The organism is Pseudomonas flavescens (genome assembly GCF_013408425.1).
GTDB classification, from domain to species: domain Bacteria; phylum Pseudomonadota; class Gammaproteobacteria; order Pseudomonadales; family Pseudomonadaceae; genus Aquipseudomonas; species Aquipseudomonas fulva_A.
The window spans coordinates 2,303,964-2,320,143 of the sequence record NZ_JACBYV010000001.1 but is presented as its reverse complement, the minus strand read 5'-3'; the positions used below and the strand labels follow the sequence as shown (position 1 = coordinate 2,320,143).

Below are 16,180 nucleotides of genomic sequence, written 5' to 3'. Positions count from 1 at the left end.
CTGACCCATGCTCCCTGAGTGCCAGTTGCTGGGAACCCTCGGCTGTCACCTGTGCGAATACGCCGAAGCGGTGCTGATGCCCTTCGTCGAGCACGGCCTGCTGGTCGAGTTGGTCGATATCGCCGAGCATGACGACTGCCTGGAACGCTATGCACCGCTGATACCCGTGCTGAAACGCACCGATACGGGCGCAGAGTTGCCCTGGCCATTCGATGCCCCGCAAGTCGCCGCTTTTCTCGGCTGATTCGCCGTCTGCACACAACGAGCCTGACGCATCTGAAGTCGGGCCAGGTTTTGCTTTTTTCAGGTTTGAAGGGGAGTGATTTCCATGAGTATGGTGCTGGGCGATGCGCTATCGCTGCTGCTGTTCCGTTTGCACAGTGGCCGTTTGCTGGGCATCAATCTGCTCAAGGTCAACGAGATCATTCCCTGCCCGCCGCTGACCAAGATGCCCAGTCGACACCCTCACGTGCGCGGCGTGGCGACCCTGCGCGGTTCGGCGCTGACGGTCATCGACCTGGCCCGGGCAATCGGCGAGCGGGGCGGTGGTGACAGTCAGGATGGCTGCCTGATCGTCACCGAACTGAGTCGCTCGCGTCAGGGCCTGCACGTGCACAGCGTGGAGCGTATCGTGCAATGCTCGACCCGCGATGTGCGGCCGCCACCGGCCGGTGCAGGCGTGCGTGCGTTCATCACCGGGGTGACGCAGATCGACGGCACCATCGTGCAGATTCTCGATATCGAAAAGGTGTTGCATGAAATCGCCCCGGCTCCGGCCGAAGAGGTGGTCGATGAATTGCTCAACTCGAGCGAGCGGCAACTTTTGCAGGGGCGTCGCGTACTGGTCGTCGACGATTCCCAGGTGGCGCTGCAGCAGACCCTGATCACCCTGCGCAAGCTCGACCTCGATTGCCAGGCCGTGCGCAGCGCCGCCGCCGCGCTGGAGCTGCTGCATGGGGCGCAGCAGGAGGGGCAGCCCATCGAGGTGCTGGTTTCGGACATCGAAATGCCGGAGATGGACGGCTATACCCTGGTTCAGCAGATTCGCAAGGACCCCGTTCTCGGCGAGACCTACGTGCTGCTGCACACCTCTCTGGACAGCACCATGAACACCGAGAAGGCGCGCGCGGTGGGGGCCAACGACGTACTCACCAAGTTCTCCAGCGTCGATCTGAGCAAGGCGCTGCTGCGCGCGTTTCAGCGCCTCGACGACTGAGGCGCGGCGCGTCTATTCGATTCGTTGTTCGCCGGTGAACTGCAGGGTGATCTTGCAGCGTCGGCAGTAGTAGCGACGGCCCTTGGCGACCAGGGCATGGCGCTGTGCCGAGAACGGAAACTCGCCCTGCGGGCATTGGCAGCGATAGATGAAGCGGCTGACCTGGCGGCGTTTCACGTCGTAACTGTGGCAGCGGTGCGGCGGCAGCTCGTAGACCCCGCGCATGATCAGTTGCCATTCCTCGCCATGGGGCTGGATGCTCAGGCCAAAGAGTTGATGGGCGACCAGGTGCGCCACTTCGTGGGGAACCGTCTGGCGCAGAAAATCTTCCTGATTCTCACGGTACAGCTGGGGATTGAAGCGCAGCTTGTTTTCCGTGAGATGAGCCACACCGGCCTTTTGGCCGCGCAGTTTGAAACTCACCTCGGGGCGCTTGAAGGGCTGCTTGAAGAAGTGTTCCGCCTGCTGATAGCAGGCTTCGACGCGGGCGTGGATCTGGTCTGGCATGTGGGCATCGGAGGCAGGTGACTGCAACCGATTATGCCGCAGATCATCCTGCCACGCAGCGTTTGCAGGCTGAACGGCAACTGCCTTCAGCGGTAATAACGCTGCAGCGTTTCCATGGCCTGATTGATGCTCTGCAACTGTTGCGTGCTGCCACCACGGTCGGGGTGATGGATGCTGACCAGTTGTCGGTAGCGCTGCCTGATGATCGTCAAGTCGAGATTGCCGTTGTGTGCCTCCAGCTCGAAAACGGCGAGGGCGGATTGTTTTTCGTCCCCGCCCTGCAGACGTACCCAGAACGCGCCAAGCAGTTTCTGCACATCGTCGGCGTCCGTATCGCGCAAATGGCTCAGGTCGAGATAGTACTCGCGTAGCGGGTCCTTTTCGCTCAATGCGCTTTCGCCTGCCTGGTAGGGCAACAGGCGAATGCACAGCGGGCTGATCTGCAGCACGGCAAGTTGCTCGGCATGCAGCTGGTCGCGCAGCCGGTAAAGCGTGTGGAACAGCAGAAAATGGGTGCGAAACAGCTCCAGAGTATCCGTGGGCAGGCGCTCTTCGGCGCCTTGCCAGCGGCTCAGGCGCAGCAGCAGTTCATACTCGGATAGGCCTTCGGGCGCGGCCTGGAGCAATTCGAAAAGGCGTGTGTTGGGGCAGGTTTCTTCGTTCATCGGCTCACCTTAGACGAAGGATTGCCGCCTTGCACGATCAGCCATCAGGCGAATCGGCGATGGTTGGTCGTTTTGTGGCTGGGGTACGCTTCGGTTTCCGGGTAAAATGCGCGGCCTCAGTACTTCTACCGGATTTACGCGCGCCATGGGCACCCTCTCGGTCAATCAGAACAAGCTGCAAAAACGCCTGCGTCGTCAGGCTGGCGAAGCCATTGCCGACTTCAACATGATCGAGGAGGGCGACAAGGTGATGGTCTGCCTGTCCGGTGGCAAGGACAGCTACACCATGCTCGACATCCTGCTTTACCTGCAGAAGGTCGCGCCCATTCACTTCGAGATCGTCGCGGTGAACATGGACCAGAAGCAGCCAGGCTTCCCCGAGCACGTGCTGCCGGCTTACCTGGAATCCATCGGTGTGCCGTACCACATCGTCGAAAAGGATACCTATTCGGTGGTCAAGGAGAAGATCCCGGAAGGCAAGACCACCTGCTCGCTGTGTTCGCGCCTGCGTCGCGGCACCCTGTACACCTTCGCCGACGAGATCGGCGCGACCAAGATGGCCCTCGGTCACCACCGTGACGACATCCTCGAGACCTTCTTTCTCAACATGTTCTATGGCGGCACCCTCAAGGCCATGCCACCCAAGCTGCGTGCCGACGACGGGCGCAACGTGGTGATTCGCCCGCTGGCCTATTGCAACGAGGCCGATATCGAGGCCTACAGCACGCTCAAGGAATTCCCCATCATCCCGTGCAACCTCTGCGGCTCCCAGGAAAACCTGCAGCGTCAGGTGGTCAAGGACATGCTTCAGGATTGGGAGCGCAAATCGCCAGGCCGCACGGAAATCATGTTCCGCGCCCTGCAGAACGTGGTGCCATCGCAGCTTGCCGACCGCAACCTGTTCGACTTCGCCAGCCTGAAGATCGATGACCAGGCCACGCCACGCTTCCTGAACGTGATGAATCTGTAAGGGGGCGAGTCATGTACAAGGCCATGCTGGTGATGTTCTGTCTGTTGCTGGGTGGCTGTGGCGGCAGTGACGAGCAGGGTCAGCTGACGCTCGAACTGGGTGGCAAGGCCATGCATTTCGATTCGCGGCTGGTGGCCCAGTTGGCCGAGAGCCGCGAACATCTGGTCATTGGCGGTCGTCTCGACGATGGGGCCTTGAGCGACAGTTACGATTTCGAGTTGTGGGCGCTGGGCGGTGAGATCACGCCAGGTACATACAGCCTGTCAGGCTCCAGGCTGGTCAGTCGTTATGCCATACAGCATGAGGGCGGCACGGAAATCTGGTCGGCGCTCAGTGATGAGGATGGCGCCGCATTCAATCTCAGGATCGACAGCATCGACGATTGGGGCGTGCGTGGCAGCTTCGACGGTCGCCTCAAGCGCCTCGGCGGCGAAGGTTTCATCGAGGTGAGCGAGGGTCGCTTCGCTGCACCGTTCAAACTCCAGTAGATCCCAAGGCAAACGATGCACGATTATCGATGGATGCATGAATATTGCGTGAACCGCGTCGGCTCGCTGGCAGCTCTCGAGGCGCGCTTGCCACAACCGGCTTCTGACAAGAAGCTGCGGGCCCTGGGTGATGATCGCTATCTGTCGATCATGAGCCTGCGCATCTTCCGGGCGGGTCTCAAGCACAGCCTGGTGGACGCCAAGTGGCCGGCCTTCGAGGAGGTTTTCTTCGGTTTCGATCCGGAAAAGGTCGTGCTGATGGGCGGCGAACGCCTCGAGCGTCTGATGCAGGACACTCGCCTGATCCGTCACCTGGGCAAGCTCAAGAGCGTGCCGCGCAACGCGCAGTTCATTCTCGACGTGGAGCGTGGTGCGCTGAGCGGGCCGGCTGCCGCCGTGAAAGCCACCACCCCGCGACCCGGCTTCGCCTTCGGTGCGCTGATCGCCGATTGGCCCGTGACCGATATCGTCGGGCTCTGGCACTGGCTGGCCAAGCAGGGTACTCAGCTCGGCGGCCTTTCTGCGCCGCGCTTTCTGCGCATGGTTGGCAAAGACACCTTCATTCCGTCCGATGACATGGTCGCCGCGCTCAAGGCCCAGAAGATTGTCGACAAGGTGCCGAGCAGTCAGCGCGACCGCGCGGCGGTTCAAGCTGCCTTCAACCAATGGCATGCGGAAAGTGGCCGGCCCATGTGCCAGCTGTCGGTGATGCTGGCCCATACGGTCAATCACTGATGCATCCGCTTCTGCCGCGAATCGCCTCCGCTATCGCCGATGCACGGCGGATCCTGATCATTACCGGAGCGGGCTTGTCTGCCGACTCCGGGTTGCCTACCTATCGTGGCCTCGGTGGTCTGTACAACGGCCATACCGAAGAGGGCGTGCCGATCGAAGTGGCGCTGTCAGGCGAGATGCTGCGTCGCGACCCGGCGCTGTGCTGGAAGTACCTGGCACAGCTCGGCACCGCCTGCCTGGCCGCCCAGCCGAATGCGGGTCACAAGGCGATTGCCGACTTGCAGGCCTTGAAGCCCGAGTGCTGGGTACTCACCCAGAATATCGACGGTTACCATCGTCTGGCAGGCAGCCCGGCGCAGCGGTTGATCGAAATTCATGGTGAGTTGGCGCCACTGCACTGCCAGCAATGCGCTGGCGTGGATGAGCGACTCGCCGAGCACCTGCTGCAGCCGTTGCCCCCGCTGTGCGGCAATTGCGGTGGCGTACTGCGTCCGCCGGTGACGCTGTTCGGCGAGATGTTGCCGGAAGACGCCGTCGGTCGCCTTTATGCGCAACTGGAGAAGGGTTTCGATCTGGTGATCAGCGTCGGCACCAGTGCCAGCTTTCCTTATATAGTCGAGCCGCTGCTGCGCACGCGACAGGCGGGCGGGGTGACGGTGGAGGTCAATTTGTCGCAGAGCGAGGTCAGCGATCTGGTTGACTTCAGGCTGGAAGAAAGGGCCTTAGATGTTTTTCCGGAACTACTGAGTCACATCGTTACTCATAATATTTGCAAATGATCCCGTTAGTGGGCATAGTCGCGGCTGTTCATTTTTCACGCCACGGTCGTGCCCATGCGCAAACGCTTCGCACCCCTCGTGCCTCTCGCACTTACGATGGTTCTCGCCGCCTGCGCTAACCATGCTCCACAATCCCAGATCGATGCCCCGGCCCAGGCTTCGTTGCCTGCCAGGCCAGTGGTTGCAGCGCCTGTTCTGGATCGCAACGATGTCGTCGAAGACGATGCGGTTGCCGACTTCGCCGACCACGCACCTTACGAGCTGCCACAACTGGCGGACAGCGTCCTCGAAAAAGGCCTCTCGCTGATCGGCACCCGTTACCGTTTCGGTGGCAATTCGGTGAAAACCGGTTTCGACTGCAGTGGTTTCATCGGCTATCTGTTCCGTGAAGAGCTGGGCATGGAACTGCCGCGCTCGACGCGTGAAATGATCAACATCGACGCCCCGCTGGTCGAGCGCAAGGCCCTGGAGCCGGGTGATCTGGTGTTCTTCAGTACCAACGGTCGCGGTCGTGTCAGCCATGCCGGCATCTATCTGGGCGATGATCAGTTCATCCATTCCTCCAGCAGCCGCAGCGGTGGGGTGCGTATCGACAGCCTGGACGATCGCTACTGGAAGCGCACGTTCATCGAGGCCAAGCGCGTCCTGGCTCTGGCGCCGACCGAGCACCTGGCGTCCCAGCACTGAGGCCTGAATGCCCGATCTGTCCGGATCGGGCAACATCTTGATAGTTTTCAAGCGACTGCAGCATAAAGCTAAAGCTTGCACTGCAGTTGTGAACGGGGCAGAGTAGGGCGCATTCAGGCTCCAGGATCGTCCGTCCATGACTGCCACCATCCGCATCGCCTTCCTGCTGCTCGCTGCACTGCTCAGTGCATGTTCCAGTCGCGCCCCCGTACCCGCTCCGCAGCCTGTGGTGATCGCGCCCGCTCCTGGCAATTATCAGGGCGGCGCCGACGACGTGCTGTTCCGTGCCCTGGGGCTCGTCGGTACGCCATACCGCTACGGCGGCAACACACCGGCCAGTGGTTTCGACTGCAGTGGGCTGATCGGCTATGTGTACCGTGATGCCGCAGGCATCCAGTTGCCTCGCTCCACCCGGGAGCTGATCAGCATGCGCGCCCCAGTGGTTGGCCGCGATGCCCTGCGCAGTGGCGATCTGGTGTTCTTCGCCACCAACGGTGGCCGGCAGGTCAGTCATGCCGGTATCTACGTCGGCGAAGGGCGCTTCGTGCATGCACCTTCTTCGGGCGGCACCGTGCGTCTGGACAGTCTCGGCAACAGCTATTGGCAGCGCACCTATATCGAAGCGAAGCGGGTGTTTCCGGTCGAGCTGGCCAGCCATCCCTGAGCGCCAGGCCAGCGTCCGCTGCAGCTCGGCCATGCTCCTTTGAGACCGCCCTGGGACCCTGCGTGGCTCTGGCTCGCCTGCCAGGGAGGCGGATTCTGAGTCTTCGATTGACGCTGAGGCGGCCAATCCTTACCCTTCGCGGCTTGCTTCAGGTGTCCCCGGTTTCGGCCGGGGGTGAAACTGGGAAGTCGGTGCGCCGCTGTTTCAATAGGCAGGCAAGGCCGACGCTGCCCCCGCAACGGTAAACGAGTCCAACCACGCTTCTCGCCACTGTATCGTCGATACGGGAAGGTCGCGTCGGTGTCCGCATTCTGCTGAGTGCGGTGCTCGCAAGCCCGGAGACCGGCCTGTCGCTTTTCCAGGTTTGCGCGGTGGGCGCGGCCGGTGCGCGGCCGACCCGGTCAGCTCCTGCCTGCTCCTGTGTGATTCCTTCATCGTCTGGCCTGAACCCGGTTTCCTGCCCGACCGTTTCACTGGCGTGTGCCGCGCGGCCTCGCGCAAAGGAGATCCCATGACCCCATCCCCAAGCCGAGAATCAGCAGAGCGCGACGCGCGGCACAACGCCCGCATGGCGCGCAAGAAAGCCCTGATGGACGAAAAGATCGCCCAGGCTCAGGACGAGTACGGCCTGCTGCTGGTGCACAGCGGCAATGGCAAGGGCAAGAGCAGCTCGGCCTTCGGCATGGTCGCCCGCGCGCTGGGGCATGGTCTCAAGGTCGGCGTGGTGCAGTTCATCAAGGGCGGCATGGCCACCGGTGAGGAGCACTTTTTCCGCCGCTTTCCCGATGAAGTCAGCTACCACGTGATGGGCGAGGGCTACACCTGGGACACCCAGGATCGTCAGCGGGACATCGAGAAGGCCGTTCAGGCCTGGGAGGTCGCCCGGCAACTGCTGAACGACCCGCAGATCGCCCTGGTGGTACTGGACGAGCTGAACATCGCCCTCAAGCACGGTTACCTGGACGTGGATGTGGTGCTGCGTGACATCGAGTCGCGCCCCGAGCTGCAGCACGTCGTGGCTACCGGCCGTGGCGCGCCACCGGCGCTGCTAGAGGCCGCGGATACCGTTACCGAAATGACGCTCGTGAAGCATGCCTTCAAGTCCGGCGTGAAAGCACAGAAAGGCGTGGAGTTTTGAGCGTTACAGCGTCTGTATCCGATGCGGGTGAGCGCGCGTCGCGCCACTGTCCGGCACTGTTGATCGCTGCGCCGGCCTCGGGGCAGGGCAAGACCACCGTCACTGCGGCCCTGGCACGCCTGCACACCCGGCAGGGCAAGCGGGTGCGGGTGTTCAAGTGCGGGCCTGACTTTCTCGATCCAATGATCCTCTCCCGTGCCAGCGGCCACCCGGTTTATCAGTTGGATCTGTGGATGGTTGGCGAGGCCGAGAGCCGCCGCCTGCTGTGGGAAGCCGCTGGCGAGGCGGACCTGATCCTCATCGAAGGTGTGATGGGGCTGTTCGACGGCTCGCCATCCGCCGCCGACCTGGCCCGCCGCTTCGGGGTTCCGGTGCTGGGGGTGATCGATGGCTCCGCCATGGCCCAGACCTTCGGGGCACTGGCCGTCGGCCTGGCCAGCTATCAGCCGGATCTGCCGTTCTCCGGTGTGCTCGGCAATCGCGTCAATCCCGGGCGCCATAACGATCTGATCCGCGACAGCCTGCCAGCCTCGATCCGCTGGTACGGCTCTTTGCCGCGTAGCGCCGCGATCGAATTGCCGAGCCGCCACCTGGGCCTGGTGCAGGCCGCCGAGCTCGCCGACCTCGATGTGCGTCTGGATACCGCTGCCGATGCTCTGGCACAGACCGCAACGGTTACCCTGCCGCCACCAGTGACCTTCGCTGCGCCGTCGATTGCAGCGCCATTGCCGCTGCTGGAGGGCGTGCGCATCGGCGTGGCCCGCGACGCATCCTTCGCGTTCACCTATCAGGCCAATCTCGATCTGCTGGAGCGCATGGGCGCGGCCCTGACGTTCTTCAGTCCGCTGGCAGATCAGAGCCTGCCCGAGGTGGACAGCCTTTATCTGCCAGGCGGCTACCCGGAGCTGCATCTGCAGGCGCTGGCCACCAACCGTTCGATGATCGAGGCCATCACCGCCCATCAGCGAGCTGGCAAGCCGATTCTCGCCGAGTGCGGTGGCATGCTCTACCTGCTCGACACACTGAGCGACGCGGCAGGCGAACGGGCGGAGCTGGCCGGCTTGGTGCCTGGCCATGCCCAGATGCAGAAGCGCCTGGTCGCCCTCGCGCTGCAGGCGGTCACGTTGCCCGAAGGGCTGTTGCGCGGTCACAGCTATCATCATTCGCGGCTCGAATCCGAGCTGCAGCCGCTGGCTCGCGGCGAGTGCCCCAATGACAAACCGGTCAGCGAGGCGGTGTTTCGTCTCGGCCGGCTCACCGCGTCCTATATCCACTTTTACCTGCCATCCGATCCTGCGGCCGCAGCGGCATTGTTCAGGCCATGAGCGACCACGCCTTCAGCGCCGAGGAGCGTGCCGCTGTCTATCGGGCCATTTCCGAGCGCCGCGATATGCGTCATTTCAGTGGTGGCGAGGTGGCGCCTGAACTGCTCGCCAAGCTGCTCGAAGCTGCGCACCAGGCGCCCAGTGTGGGGCTGATGCAGCCCTGGCGCTTCATCCGCATCACCCGGCCAGCACTGCGTGAAGACATCTATCAGTTGGTCGAAGCCGAGCGCCGGCTGACCGCCGAGGCGTTGGGCGAACGCTCCGACGCGTTCATGCGCCTCAAGGTCGAGGGCGTTCGTGAGTGCGCCGAGTTGCTGGTCGCGGCGCTGATGGACGGCCGTGACGCTCATGTCTTCGGCCGGCGCACCCTGCCAGAAATGGATATGGCGTCATTGTCCTGCGCCATTCAGAATCTCTGGCTCGCCGCCAGGGCCGAGGGGCTGGGCATGGGCTGGGTGTCGCTGTTCGATCCTCTCGCACTGGCCGAGCTGCTGGGCATGCCAGCCGGCAGCAAGCCGGTGGCGGTGCTGTGCCTGGGGCCGGTGCAGGCGTTCTACCCGGTACCGATGCTGGCCCAGGAGGGCTGGGCCGAAGTGCGACCATTGAGTGAATTGCTGTTTCAGGATCGCTGGGCATCACATGACGGGGAGCCACATGAATAGCGCAGTGTGTTTATGAGCCTGATCCTCAGTGCTGCCGTGGGCGTGGCGCTGGATGCCGCGCTTGGTGAACCGAGGCGTTGGCACCCGCTGGTGGGTTTCGGCAAGCTGGCCAATCGTCTGGAGCAGCGCTTCAACCCGTCCGGAGGCGGCTGGCGTAGCCACGGCGTGACGGCCTGGTGCCTCGCGGTATTGCCGCTCACGCTGCTAACCGTGCTGCTGGTGCAGGTGCCCTGGATCGGCTGGCTGGTGCAGATCATCGCCCTGTATGCGGCCCTCGGCTTGCGCAGCCTCGATCAGCATGCTCAGCCGGTGGCTCAGGCCCTGCGCCTTGGCGATCTGGCCCTGGCCCGCCAAAGGGTCGGCTATATGGTCAGCCGCCGCACCGATGACCTGGACGCCACCGGTGTGGCCCGTGCCGGTACTGAGTCGGTGCTGGAAAACGGCAGTGACGCGGTATTCGCCGCGCTGTTCTGGTTTCTCGTGGCTGGCGCGCCGGGTGTGGTGCTGTACCGCCTGAGCAATACGCTGGATGCCATGTGGGGCTACCGCAACGAACGTTTCGAGCGCTTCGGCTGGGCCGCCGCGAAGATCGACGACCTGCTCAACTACGTGCCGGCGCGCCTGGTCGCGCTGACCTACGCGCTGCTCGGGCGCACCACCACGGCAATGCGTTGCTGGCAGCGCCAGGCGCCGCAGTGGGACAGCCCCAATGCCGGACCGGTGATGGCCGCTGGTGCCGGTGCGCTGGGTGTCAGCCTCGGCGGTGCTGCCGTCTATCATGGCCAAGTGCACCAGCGGCCCGAGCTGGGCGAGGGCCCGCAGCCCCGGGCACGGGACATCGAGCGGGCGATGAATCTGGTCTGGGGGGGCGTCTCGTTGTGGCTGTTGCTCATGCTGATCGTGGGGGTGTGCGTTGCTTGAACATGGCGGACGTTTGCGGCGAGCGGCCCAGCAATACGGCATTCCCCTGAGCGACTGGCTGGACCTGTCAACCGGCGTGGCGCCTTATGGGCTACCCCTACCGGCGATTCCGGAGCAGGCCTGGGTGCGTCTGCCCGAGCAGGATGATGGGCTGGAGGCTGCTGCCTGCGCCTACTACGGCGTCGACCACCTGCTGCCAGTGGCCGGCTCCCAGGCGGCCATCCAGTGCCTGCCACGGCTGCGAAGCGAGGCGCGGGTGGGCATCGTATCGCCAGCGTATGCCGAGCATGCGGCGGCTTGGCAGCGTGAAGGGCATCGGGTGCTGGAGCTCTGCGAGGCGAGCGTCAACCGGGCGCTGGAGCGGCTCGACGTGCTGCTGCTGGTCAATCCCAACAACCCTACCGGTCGGCGATTTTCGCCGCAGCAACTGTTCGCCTGGCATGCGCGCCTGGCCGAGCGAGGGGGGTGGCTGATCGTCGATGAGGCCTTCATCGATTGCACCCCGGAACAGAGTCTGGCGGCTCATAGTCACCTGCCCGGGCTGATCGTGCTGCGCTCGTTCGGCAAGTTCTTCGGCATGGCCGGTGCCCGGCTGGGTTTCGTGCTGGCCGACGCCAAGCTGCTAGGTGAGCTGGAAGAAATGCTCGGTCCCTGGACTCTCAGCGGGCCGACACGCTGGCTGGGTGCCCACCTGCTCGAAGACCGCTCTGGCCAGCAGGCGCAGCAGCAGCGTCTGGTCAGGGATGGCCAGCGTCTGGCCGACCTGCTGCGCGAGCATGGCCTGGCTCCCACCGGCGGCTGCTCGCTGTTCCAGTGGATCGCCTGCGAGCGCGCGGCCCTGCTGCACGAATTCCTCGCCTGCAATGGCATTTTCACCCGGCTGTTCGAGCGGCCGGCAAGCATTCGTTTCGGCCTGCCGCCGGACGAAGAAGGCTGGCAGCGCCTGGACCGGGCGCTGAGCGTATTCGCCGAGGAGTCGCGATGAGCCGTTCTGAATCAGACGCCGCTCTTGTTCAGCAGGGCGCTACGTTAATGGTGCAAGGCACCACGTCGGATGCCGGCAAGAGCACCCTGGTCACCGCGCTGTGCCGCTGGCTGCGTCGCCAGGGCGTCAGCGTGGCGCCTTTCAAGCCGCAGAATATGGCACTCAACAGTGCGGTAACCGCCGACGGCGGCGAGATCGGCCGTGCTCAGGCCGTGCAAGCCCAGGCCTGCGGTCTGGCGCCCCATACCGACATGAACCCGGTGCTGCTCAAACCCAACAGCGACACCGGCGCTCAGGTGATCATCCACGGCCAGGCCGTCGGCAACATGAATGCCGTGGCCTATCACGATTACAAGCAGGTCGCCCGCCAGGCGGTGCTGGCGTCCCACCAGCGGCTGCAGGCGATTCATCAGGTGGTGATGGTGGAAGGTGCAGGCTCGCCTGCAGAGATCAACCTGCGCGCCAACGACATCGCCAACATGGGCTTTGCCGAGGCGGTCGATTGTCCGGTGATTCTGGTCGCCGATATCGACAAGGGCGGCGTCTTCGCCCACCTGGTCGGCACCCTGGAATTGCTCTCGCCCAGTGAACAGGCACGGCTCAAGGGCTTCGTGATCAATCGCTTTCGCGGCGATATCGCCTTGCTGCAGCCTGGCCTGGACTGGCTCGAGAAACGCACCGGCAAGCCGGTGCTTGGCGTGCTGCCCTATCTGATGGATTTCCATCTGGAGGCCGAAGACGCCATCGACCGTCGCCAGGTGAGCAAGACCGAACAGGTGCTCCGGGTGGTGGTTCCGGTGCTGCCACGGATCAGCAACCACACCGATTTCGACCCGCTGCGCCTGCACCCTCAGGTCGAGCTGACCTTCGTCGGCCCCGGCGAAGCGATCCCGCCCGCCGACCTGATCATTCTGCCCGGCTCCAAGAGCGTACGCGCCGACCTTGCCTTTCTGCGCAGCGGGGGTTGGGCCGAGGCCATCGAGCGACACCTGCGCTATGGCGGCAAGCTGCTCGGCATCTGCGGCGGGCTGCAGATGCTCGGGCGTTGCGTCGAGGATCCCGACGGACTCGAAGGGCCCGCCGGGGCTAGCCAGGGCCTGGGACTCTTGCAGATCGACACGGTGCTGGAGCCCCACAAGCAACTACGTAATGTGCGCGGGCGTCTGTGTCTGGAGGATGCCTCTATCAGCGGTTACGAGATTCATGCCGGGGTGACCTCGGGCGCCGATCTGCAGCGCGCCGCGGTTCGCCTCGATGATGGCCGTGCGGACGGTGCGCTGAGCGCCGATGGCCAAGTCATGGGTACTTACCTGCACGGCCTGTTCGAGTCGTCGCAAGCCTGTTCGGCGCTGCTGCGCTGGGCTGGCCTGGGGGAGGTGCAGGAGGTGGATTACCACGCCCTGCGCGAGCGCGATATCGAGCGCCTGGCGGATCTGGTCGAAGCGCACCTGGATCGCTCGGCCCTGCGCGCGCTATGCGGCCTGGCGGCCCCAATGGAGAGCGAATAGATGCAGGAGTTGATTCTCGGTGGTGCTCGCTCCGGCAAGAGTCGGTTGGCCGAGCGCCTGGCCCAGGAGTCGGGCCTCGAGGTGACATACATCGCCACCAGCCAGGCGCTCGATGGCGAAATGAGCGTCCGTATCCGTTCCCATCGCGATCGTCGTCCGGCGCACTGGGGGTTGGTCGAAGAACCGCTGGAACTGGCCCGGGTGCTTGGCGAGCAGGCATCGGCACAGCGCTGCCTGCTGGTCGATTGCCTGACCCTTTGGCTGACCAACCTGCTGCTGCTGGAAGATGACGCACGCCTGGTACGCGAGCGCGATGCGCTGCTGGCCTGCCTGGCGAATCTGTCAGGGCGGCTGATTCTGGTCAGCAACGAAACCGGGCTTGGCGTGGTGCCGATGGGCGAGTTGACCCGCCGTTATGTCGATGAAGCCGGCCTGCTGCACCAGGCCATCGCCGAACGCTGCCAGCGCGTGGTGTTCACGGTCGCTGGCCTGCCCATGATTCTCAAGGGAGATCCGTTATGAACCTCGACTGGTGGCTCAATCCCCCCCAGCCTATGGACCAGGTGGCGCGTGACAAGGCCGAGGCGCGGCAGGGGCAGTTGACCAAACCGGCCGGTTCGCTCGGCGAACTGGAGCGCCTGGCGATTCGCCTGGCCGGGCTGCAGGGCCGTGAGTGCCCGGGCGTCGACAAGGTGTGGATCGCCATTTTCGCCGCTGATCACGGCGTCGTGGCTGAAGGTGTCTCGGCCTACCCGCAGGCTGTCACCGGGCAGATGCTGCGCAACTTCGTCGCTGGCGGCGCGGCGATCAGCGTGCTGGCCCGGCAGTTGGACGCATCGCTGGAAGTGACCGATCTGGGCACCGCGCTGCCGCTCGAACCACTGCCAGGCGTGCGCCATTTGCAGGTCGGCGCTGGCACCGCCAACCTCATGCGCGAAGCGGCGATGACGCCTGCCCAGGCCCTGATCGCCCTGCAGGCCGGCCGCGACAGCGTCGTTCGTGCTGCACGGGATGGCCGCGAGCTGTTCATTGGCGGTGAGATGGGCATCGGCAATACCACCGCGGCCACGGCGCTGGCCTGCCTGCTGCTGGACTGTCCGGTGGCCGAGCTGGTGGGGCCGGGTACCGGGCTCGCCGCTGCCGGCGTGGCCCACAAGGCACAGGTGATCGAGACGGCCCTGGCGCTGCACCGCGCAGCTGCCAGCGAGCCGATGGAAGCCTTGCGTCGTCTGGGCGGTTTCGAGATCGCTGCACTCACCGGCGCCTACCTGGCGTGCGCCCAGCAGGGCGTGGTGGCGCTGGTCGACGGCTTCATCTGCAGCGTCGCCGCCTTGCTGGCGGTGCGTCTGAACCCGGCGTGTCGCGACTGGCTGCTGTTTTCTCATCAGAGCGCCGAGCCCGGTCATCAGCGTCTGCTCGCCGCCCTGCAGGCCACGCCGATCGTCAGCCTGGGCCTGCGCCTGGGCGAGGGTAGTGGGGCTGCACTGGTGGTGCCGATGCTGCGTCTGGCCTGTGCGCTGCACAATGAGATGGCCACTTTCGCCGAGGCGGCAGTGGCGGATCGCGCGCCGTGATCCTGCATCTCTTGCGCCACGGCGAAACCGAACAGGGCGGCGGCTTGCGTGGCAGCCTGGACGACGCGCTGACCGAGACCGGCTGGGCACAATTGCGGTCAGCGGTGCGCGCCGATGAACACTGGGATGCGCTGATCAGCTCGCCGCTGCAGCGCTGCGCGCGCTTCGCCGAGGAACTGGCCGCCGCCCGCGATCTGCCGTTGCAGTTCGAGGCTGGTTTGCAGGAGCTGCATTTCGGTGACTGGGAAGGACGTAGCGCCGCCCAGTTGATGGAGACCGACGCCGACGATCTTGGTCGCTTCTGGGCCGATCCCTATGCCTTCACGCCGCCCGCCGGCGAGCCACTGCTGGACTTCGAGGCGCGGATACTGGATGCAGTGCGGCGTCTGCAGGACAGCTATCAGGGGCGGCGGTTGCTGGTGGTCACCCATGGCGGGGTGATGCGTCTGTTGCTGGCGCGGGCACGGGGGTTGCCCCGAGAGCAACTGCTGCAGGTCAGTGTGACCCATGGTCAGCGGGTGCACCTGCAATTCGATGGCTTGGGCGTGCGGGAAATCCCATGACACCTTTCTGGATCGCATTGCAGTTTCTCACGCGCTTGCCGGTACGCCTGGCCGGCATGCCCACGCCTGAGCAAACGGGACGCTCGCTACTCTGCTACCCGCTGGTTGGTGGGGTGATCGGTTTGCTGCTGCTGGCTGCCGCGCACCTGCTCGAAGCGGCAGCGGTGCCCCTACAGGCGGCGCTGTTGCTGAGCCTGTGGGTGGCACTGAGCGGTGCGCTGCATCTGGATGGCCTGGCCGACAGCGCGGATGCCTGGATGGGCGGTTTCGGTGATCGCGAGCGCACCCTGGCGATCATGAAGGACCCGCGCAGCGGGCCGATCGCCGTGGTGGTGCTGGTGATGGTGCTGCTGCTCAAGTTCGTCGCCTTGCTGACTCTGCTCGAGCGGGGTGATCACCTCGCGCTGCTGCTGGTCCCGGTGCTGGGACGTGGCGCGCTGTTGGCCCTGTTTCTCTGCACGCCCTATGTCCGCGCGGGAGGTCTGGGCGAGGTGTTGGCCCGGCACCTGCCAAGGTCGTCCGCCATCGCGGTGCTGATGGTGACGTCGCTGACCTGTCTGCTGGCCGGTGGTATCTGGGTGATGCTGGCGGCGGTGGCAATTTTCTTCTGCTTGCGGCGCATGATGCAGCAGCGCCTGGGCGGCACCACTGGCGACACCGCCGGAGCGCTGCTGGAGGTGCTCGAGTGCGGGGTGCTGCTGGTGATGGCTTTGCACGTGGCGGGCTGACCACCTGGCCCATGGCTGGGTCGAGCGGGCGATACCCGCGTTTGCCAGCGCATGCATTGCATGTG

20 protein-coding genes and 1 riboswitch are annotated in these 16,180 nt (G+C 64.6%); of the genes, 18 read left to right on the top strand and 2 right to left on the bottom strand.

The window, feature by feature from the left end; translation table 11 throughout:
• Positions 1-7 precede the first annotated feature (7 nt).
• Both FHR27_RS10245 and FHR27_RS10240 read left to right on the top strand, forming a co-directional pair.
• Entirely contained in the window at positions 8-244 is a 237-nt protein-coding gene (locus FHR27_RS10245; protein WP_042555729.1) for a glutaredoxin family protein, read from the top strand.
• An 84-nt stretch (positions 245-328) separates the two neighbouring features.
• Positions 329-1,216, top strand: coding sequence for a chemotaxis protein CheV (locus FHR27_RS10240; RefSeq protein WP_179538510.1), 888 nt, complete (start codon positions 329-331; stop codon positions 1,214-1,216).
• A gap of 12 nt (positions 1,217-1,228) precedes the next feature.
• Here the strand turns inward: FHR27_RS10240 and FHR27_RS10235 are convergent, their stop codons facing one another.
• Together FHR27_RS10235 and FHR27_RS10230 are read right to left on the bottom strand one after the other, a co-directional pair.
• Positions 1,229-1,723 (bottom strand): SprT family zinc-dependent metalloprotease, encoded by a 495-nt coding sequence (locus FHR27_RS10235; RefSeq protein ID WP_042555731.1) that lies wholly within the window; start codon positions 1,721-1,723, stop codon positions 1,229-1,231.
• Between the two features lie 86 nt (positions 1,724-1,809).
• Positions 1,810-2,388: a DNA-J related domain-containing protein gene (locus FHR27_RS10230; RefSeq protein ID WP_042555732.1), complete on the bottom strand. Its 579-nt coding sequence runs from the start codon at positions 2,386-2,388 to the stop codon at positions 1,810-1,812.
• Positions 2,389-2,533: 145 nt separating this feature from the next.
• Here FHR27_RS10230 and ttcA point away from each other — a divergent pair, with 145 nt between their 5' ends.
• The 16 genes from ttcA to FHR27_RS10150 all read left to right on the top strand — a co-directional run bounded on the left by ttcA (position 2,534) and on the right by FHR27_RS10150 (position 16,115).
• Positions 2,534-3,358 carry a tRNA 2-thiocytidine(32) synthetase TtcA gene (gene ttcA / locus FHR27_RS10225; protein ID WP_042555733.1) on the top strand — a complete coding sequence of 275 codons (825 nt, stop codon included), beginning with the start codon at positions 2,534-2,536 and terminating at the stop codon, positions 3,356-3,358.
• Between the two features lie 11 nt (positions 3,359-3,369).
• Entirely contained in the window at positions 3,370-3,846 is a 477-nt protein-coding gene (locus FHR27_RS10220; protein ID WP_042555734.1) for a hypothetical protein, read from the top strand.
• A gap of 15 nt (positions 3,847-3,861) precedes the next feature.
• Entirely contained in the window at positions 3,862-4,581 is a 720-nt protein-coding gene (locus FHR27_RS10215) for a DNA-3-methyladenine glycosylase I (protein ID WP_179538509.1), read from the top strand.
• A complete protein-coding gene (locus tag FHR27_RS10210) occupies positions 4,581-5,360 on the top strand; it encodes an NAD-dependent deacylase (RefSeq protein WP_179538508.1) in 780 nt (259 codons plus the stop codon). The genes FHR27_RS10215 and FHR27_RS10210 overlap by 1 nt, the downstream gene beginning before the upstream one ends.
• 54 nt (positions 5,361-5,414) lie before the next feature.
• Positions 5,415-6,047 (top strand): C40 family peptidase, encoded by a 633-nt coding sequence (locus FHR27_RS10205; protein ID WP_042555737.1) that lies wholly within the window; start codon positions 5,415-5,417, stop codon positions 6,045-6,047.
• Between the two features lie 136 nt (positions 6,048-6,183).
• Complete coding sequence (locus FHR27_RS10200; protein WP_042555738.1) at positions 6,184-6,711, top strand: C40 family peptidase; 528 nt, start codon at positions 6,184-6,186, stop codon at positions 6,709-6,711.
• 133 nt (positions 6,712-6,844) lie between these two features.
• Positions 6,845-7,076, top strand: a riboswitch (cobalamin riboswitch).
• 146 nt (positions 7,077-7,222) lie between these two features.
• On the top strand, positions 7,223-7,849 hold the full coding sequence (gene cobO / locus FHR27_RS10195; RefSeq protein ID WP_042555739.1) for a cob(I)yrinic acid a,c-diamide adenosyltransferase: 627 nt from the start codon (positions 7,223-7,225) through the stop codon (positions 7,847-7,849).
• Positions 7,846-9,174 carry a cobyrinate a,c-diamide synthase gene (locus FHR27_RS10190; RefSeq protein WP_042555740.1) on the top strand — a complete coding sequence of 443 codons (1,329 nt, stop codon included), beginning with the start codon at positions 7,846-7,848 and terminating at the stop codon, positions 9,172-9,174. Before cobO ends, FHR27_RS10190 begins: the two co-directional genes overlap by 4 nt.
• Positions 9,171-9,836 (top strand): 5,6-dimethylbenzimidazole synthase, encoded by a 666-nt coding sequence (bluB, locus tag FHR27_RS10185; protein ID WP_042555741.1) that lies wholly within the window; start codon positions 9,171-9,173, stop codon positions 9,834-9,836. The genes FHR27_RS10190 and bluB overlap by 4 nt, the downstream gene beginning before the upstream one ends.
• A 12-nt stretch (positions 9,837-9,848) precedes the next feature.
• Entirely contained in the window at positions 9,849-10,757 is a 909-nt protein-coding gene (cbiB, locus tag FHR27_RS10180) for an adenosylcobinamide-phosphate synthase CbiB (RefSeq protein WP_179538507.1), read from the top strand.
• Entirely contained in the window at positions 10,750-11,742 is a 993-nt protein-coding gene (gene cobD, locus FHR27_RS10175) for a threonine-phosphate decarboxylase CobD (RefSeq protein WP_042555743.1), read from the top strand. Before cbiB ends, cobD begins: the two co-directional genes overlap by 8 nt.
• Positions 11,739-13,250, top strand: a complete 1,512-nt coding sequence (locus FHR27_RS10170; protein ID WP_179538506.1) for a cobyric acid synthase — start codon at positions 11,739-11,741, stop codon at positions 13,248-13,250. Before cobD ends, FHR27_RS10170 begins: the two co-directional genes overlap by 4 nt.
• Positions 13,251-13,772: a bifunctional adenosylcobinamide kinase/adenosylcobinamide-phosphate guanylyltransferase gene (cobU, locus tag FHR27_RS10165; RefSeq protein WP_179538505.1), complete on the top strand. Its 522-nt coding sequence runs from the start codon at positions 13,251-13,253 to the stop codon at positions 13,770-13,772.
• The gene (gene cobT, locus FHR27_RS10160) at positions 13,769-14,824 is read left to right on the top strand and encodes a nicotinate-nucleotide--dimethylbenzimidazole phosphoribosyltransferase (RefSeq protein WP_179538504.1); all 1,056 of its coding nucleotides are present in this window, start codon (positions 13,769-13,771) and stop codon (positions 14,822-14,824) included. The genes cobU and cobT overlap by 4 nt, the downstream gene beginning before the upstream one ends.
• The gene (cobC, locus tag FHR27_RS10155) at positions 14,821-15,387 is read left to right on the top strand and encodes an alpha-ribazole phosphatase family protein (protein WP_179538503.1); all 567 of its coding nucleotides are present in this window, start codon (positions 14,821-14,823) and stop codon (positions 15,385-15,387) included. Before cobT ends, cobC begins: the two co-directional genes overlap by 4 nt.
• A complete protein-coding gene (locus FHR27_RS10150; protein WP_179538502.1) occupies positions 15,384-16,115 on the top strand; it encodes an adenosylcobinamide-GDP ribazoletransferase in 732 nt (243 codons plus the stop codon). The genes cobC and FHR27_RS10150 overlap by 4 nt, the downstream gene beginning before the upstream one ends.
• Positions 16,116-16,180 lie beyond the last annotated feature (65 nt).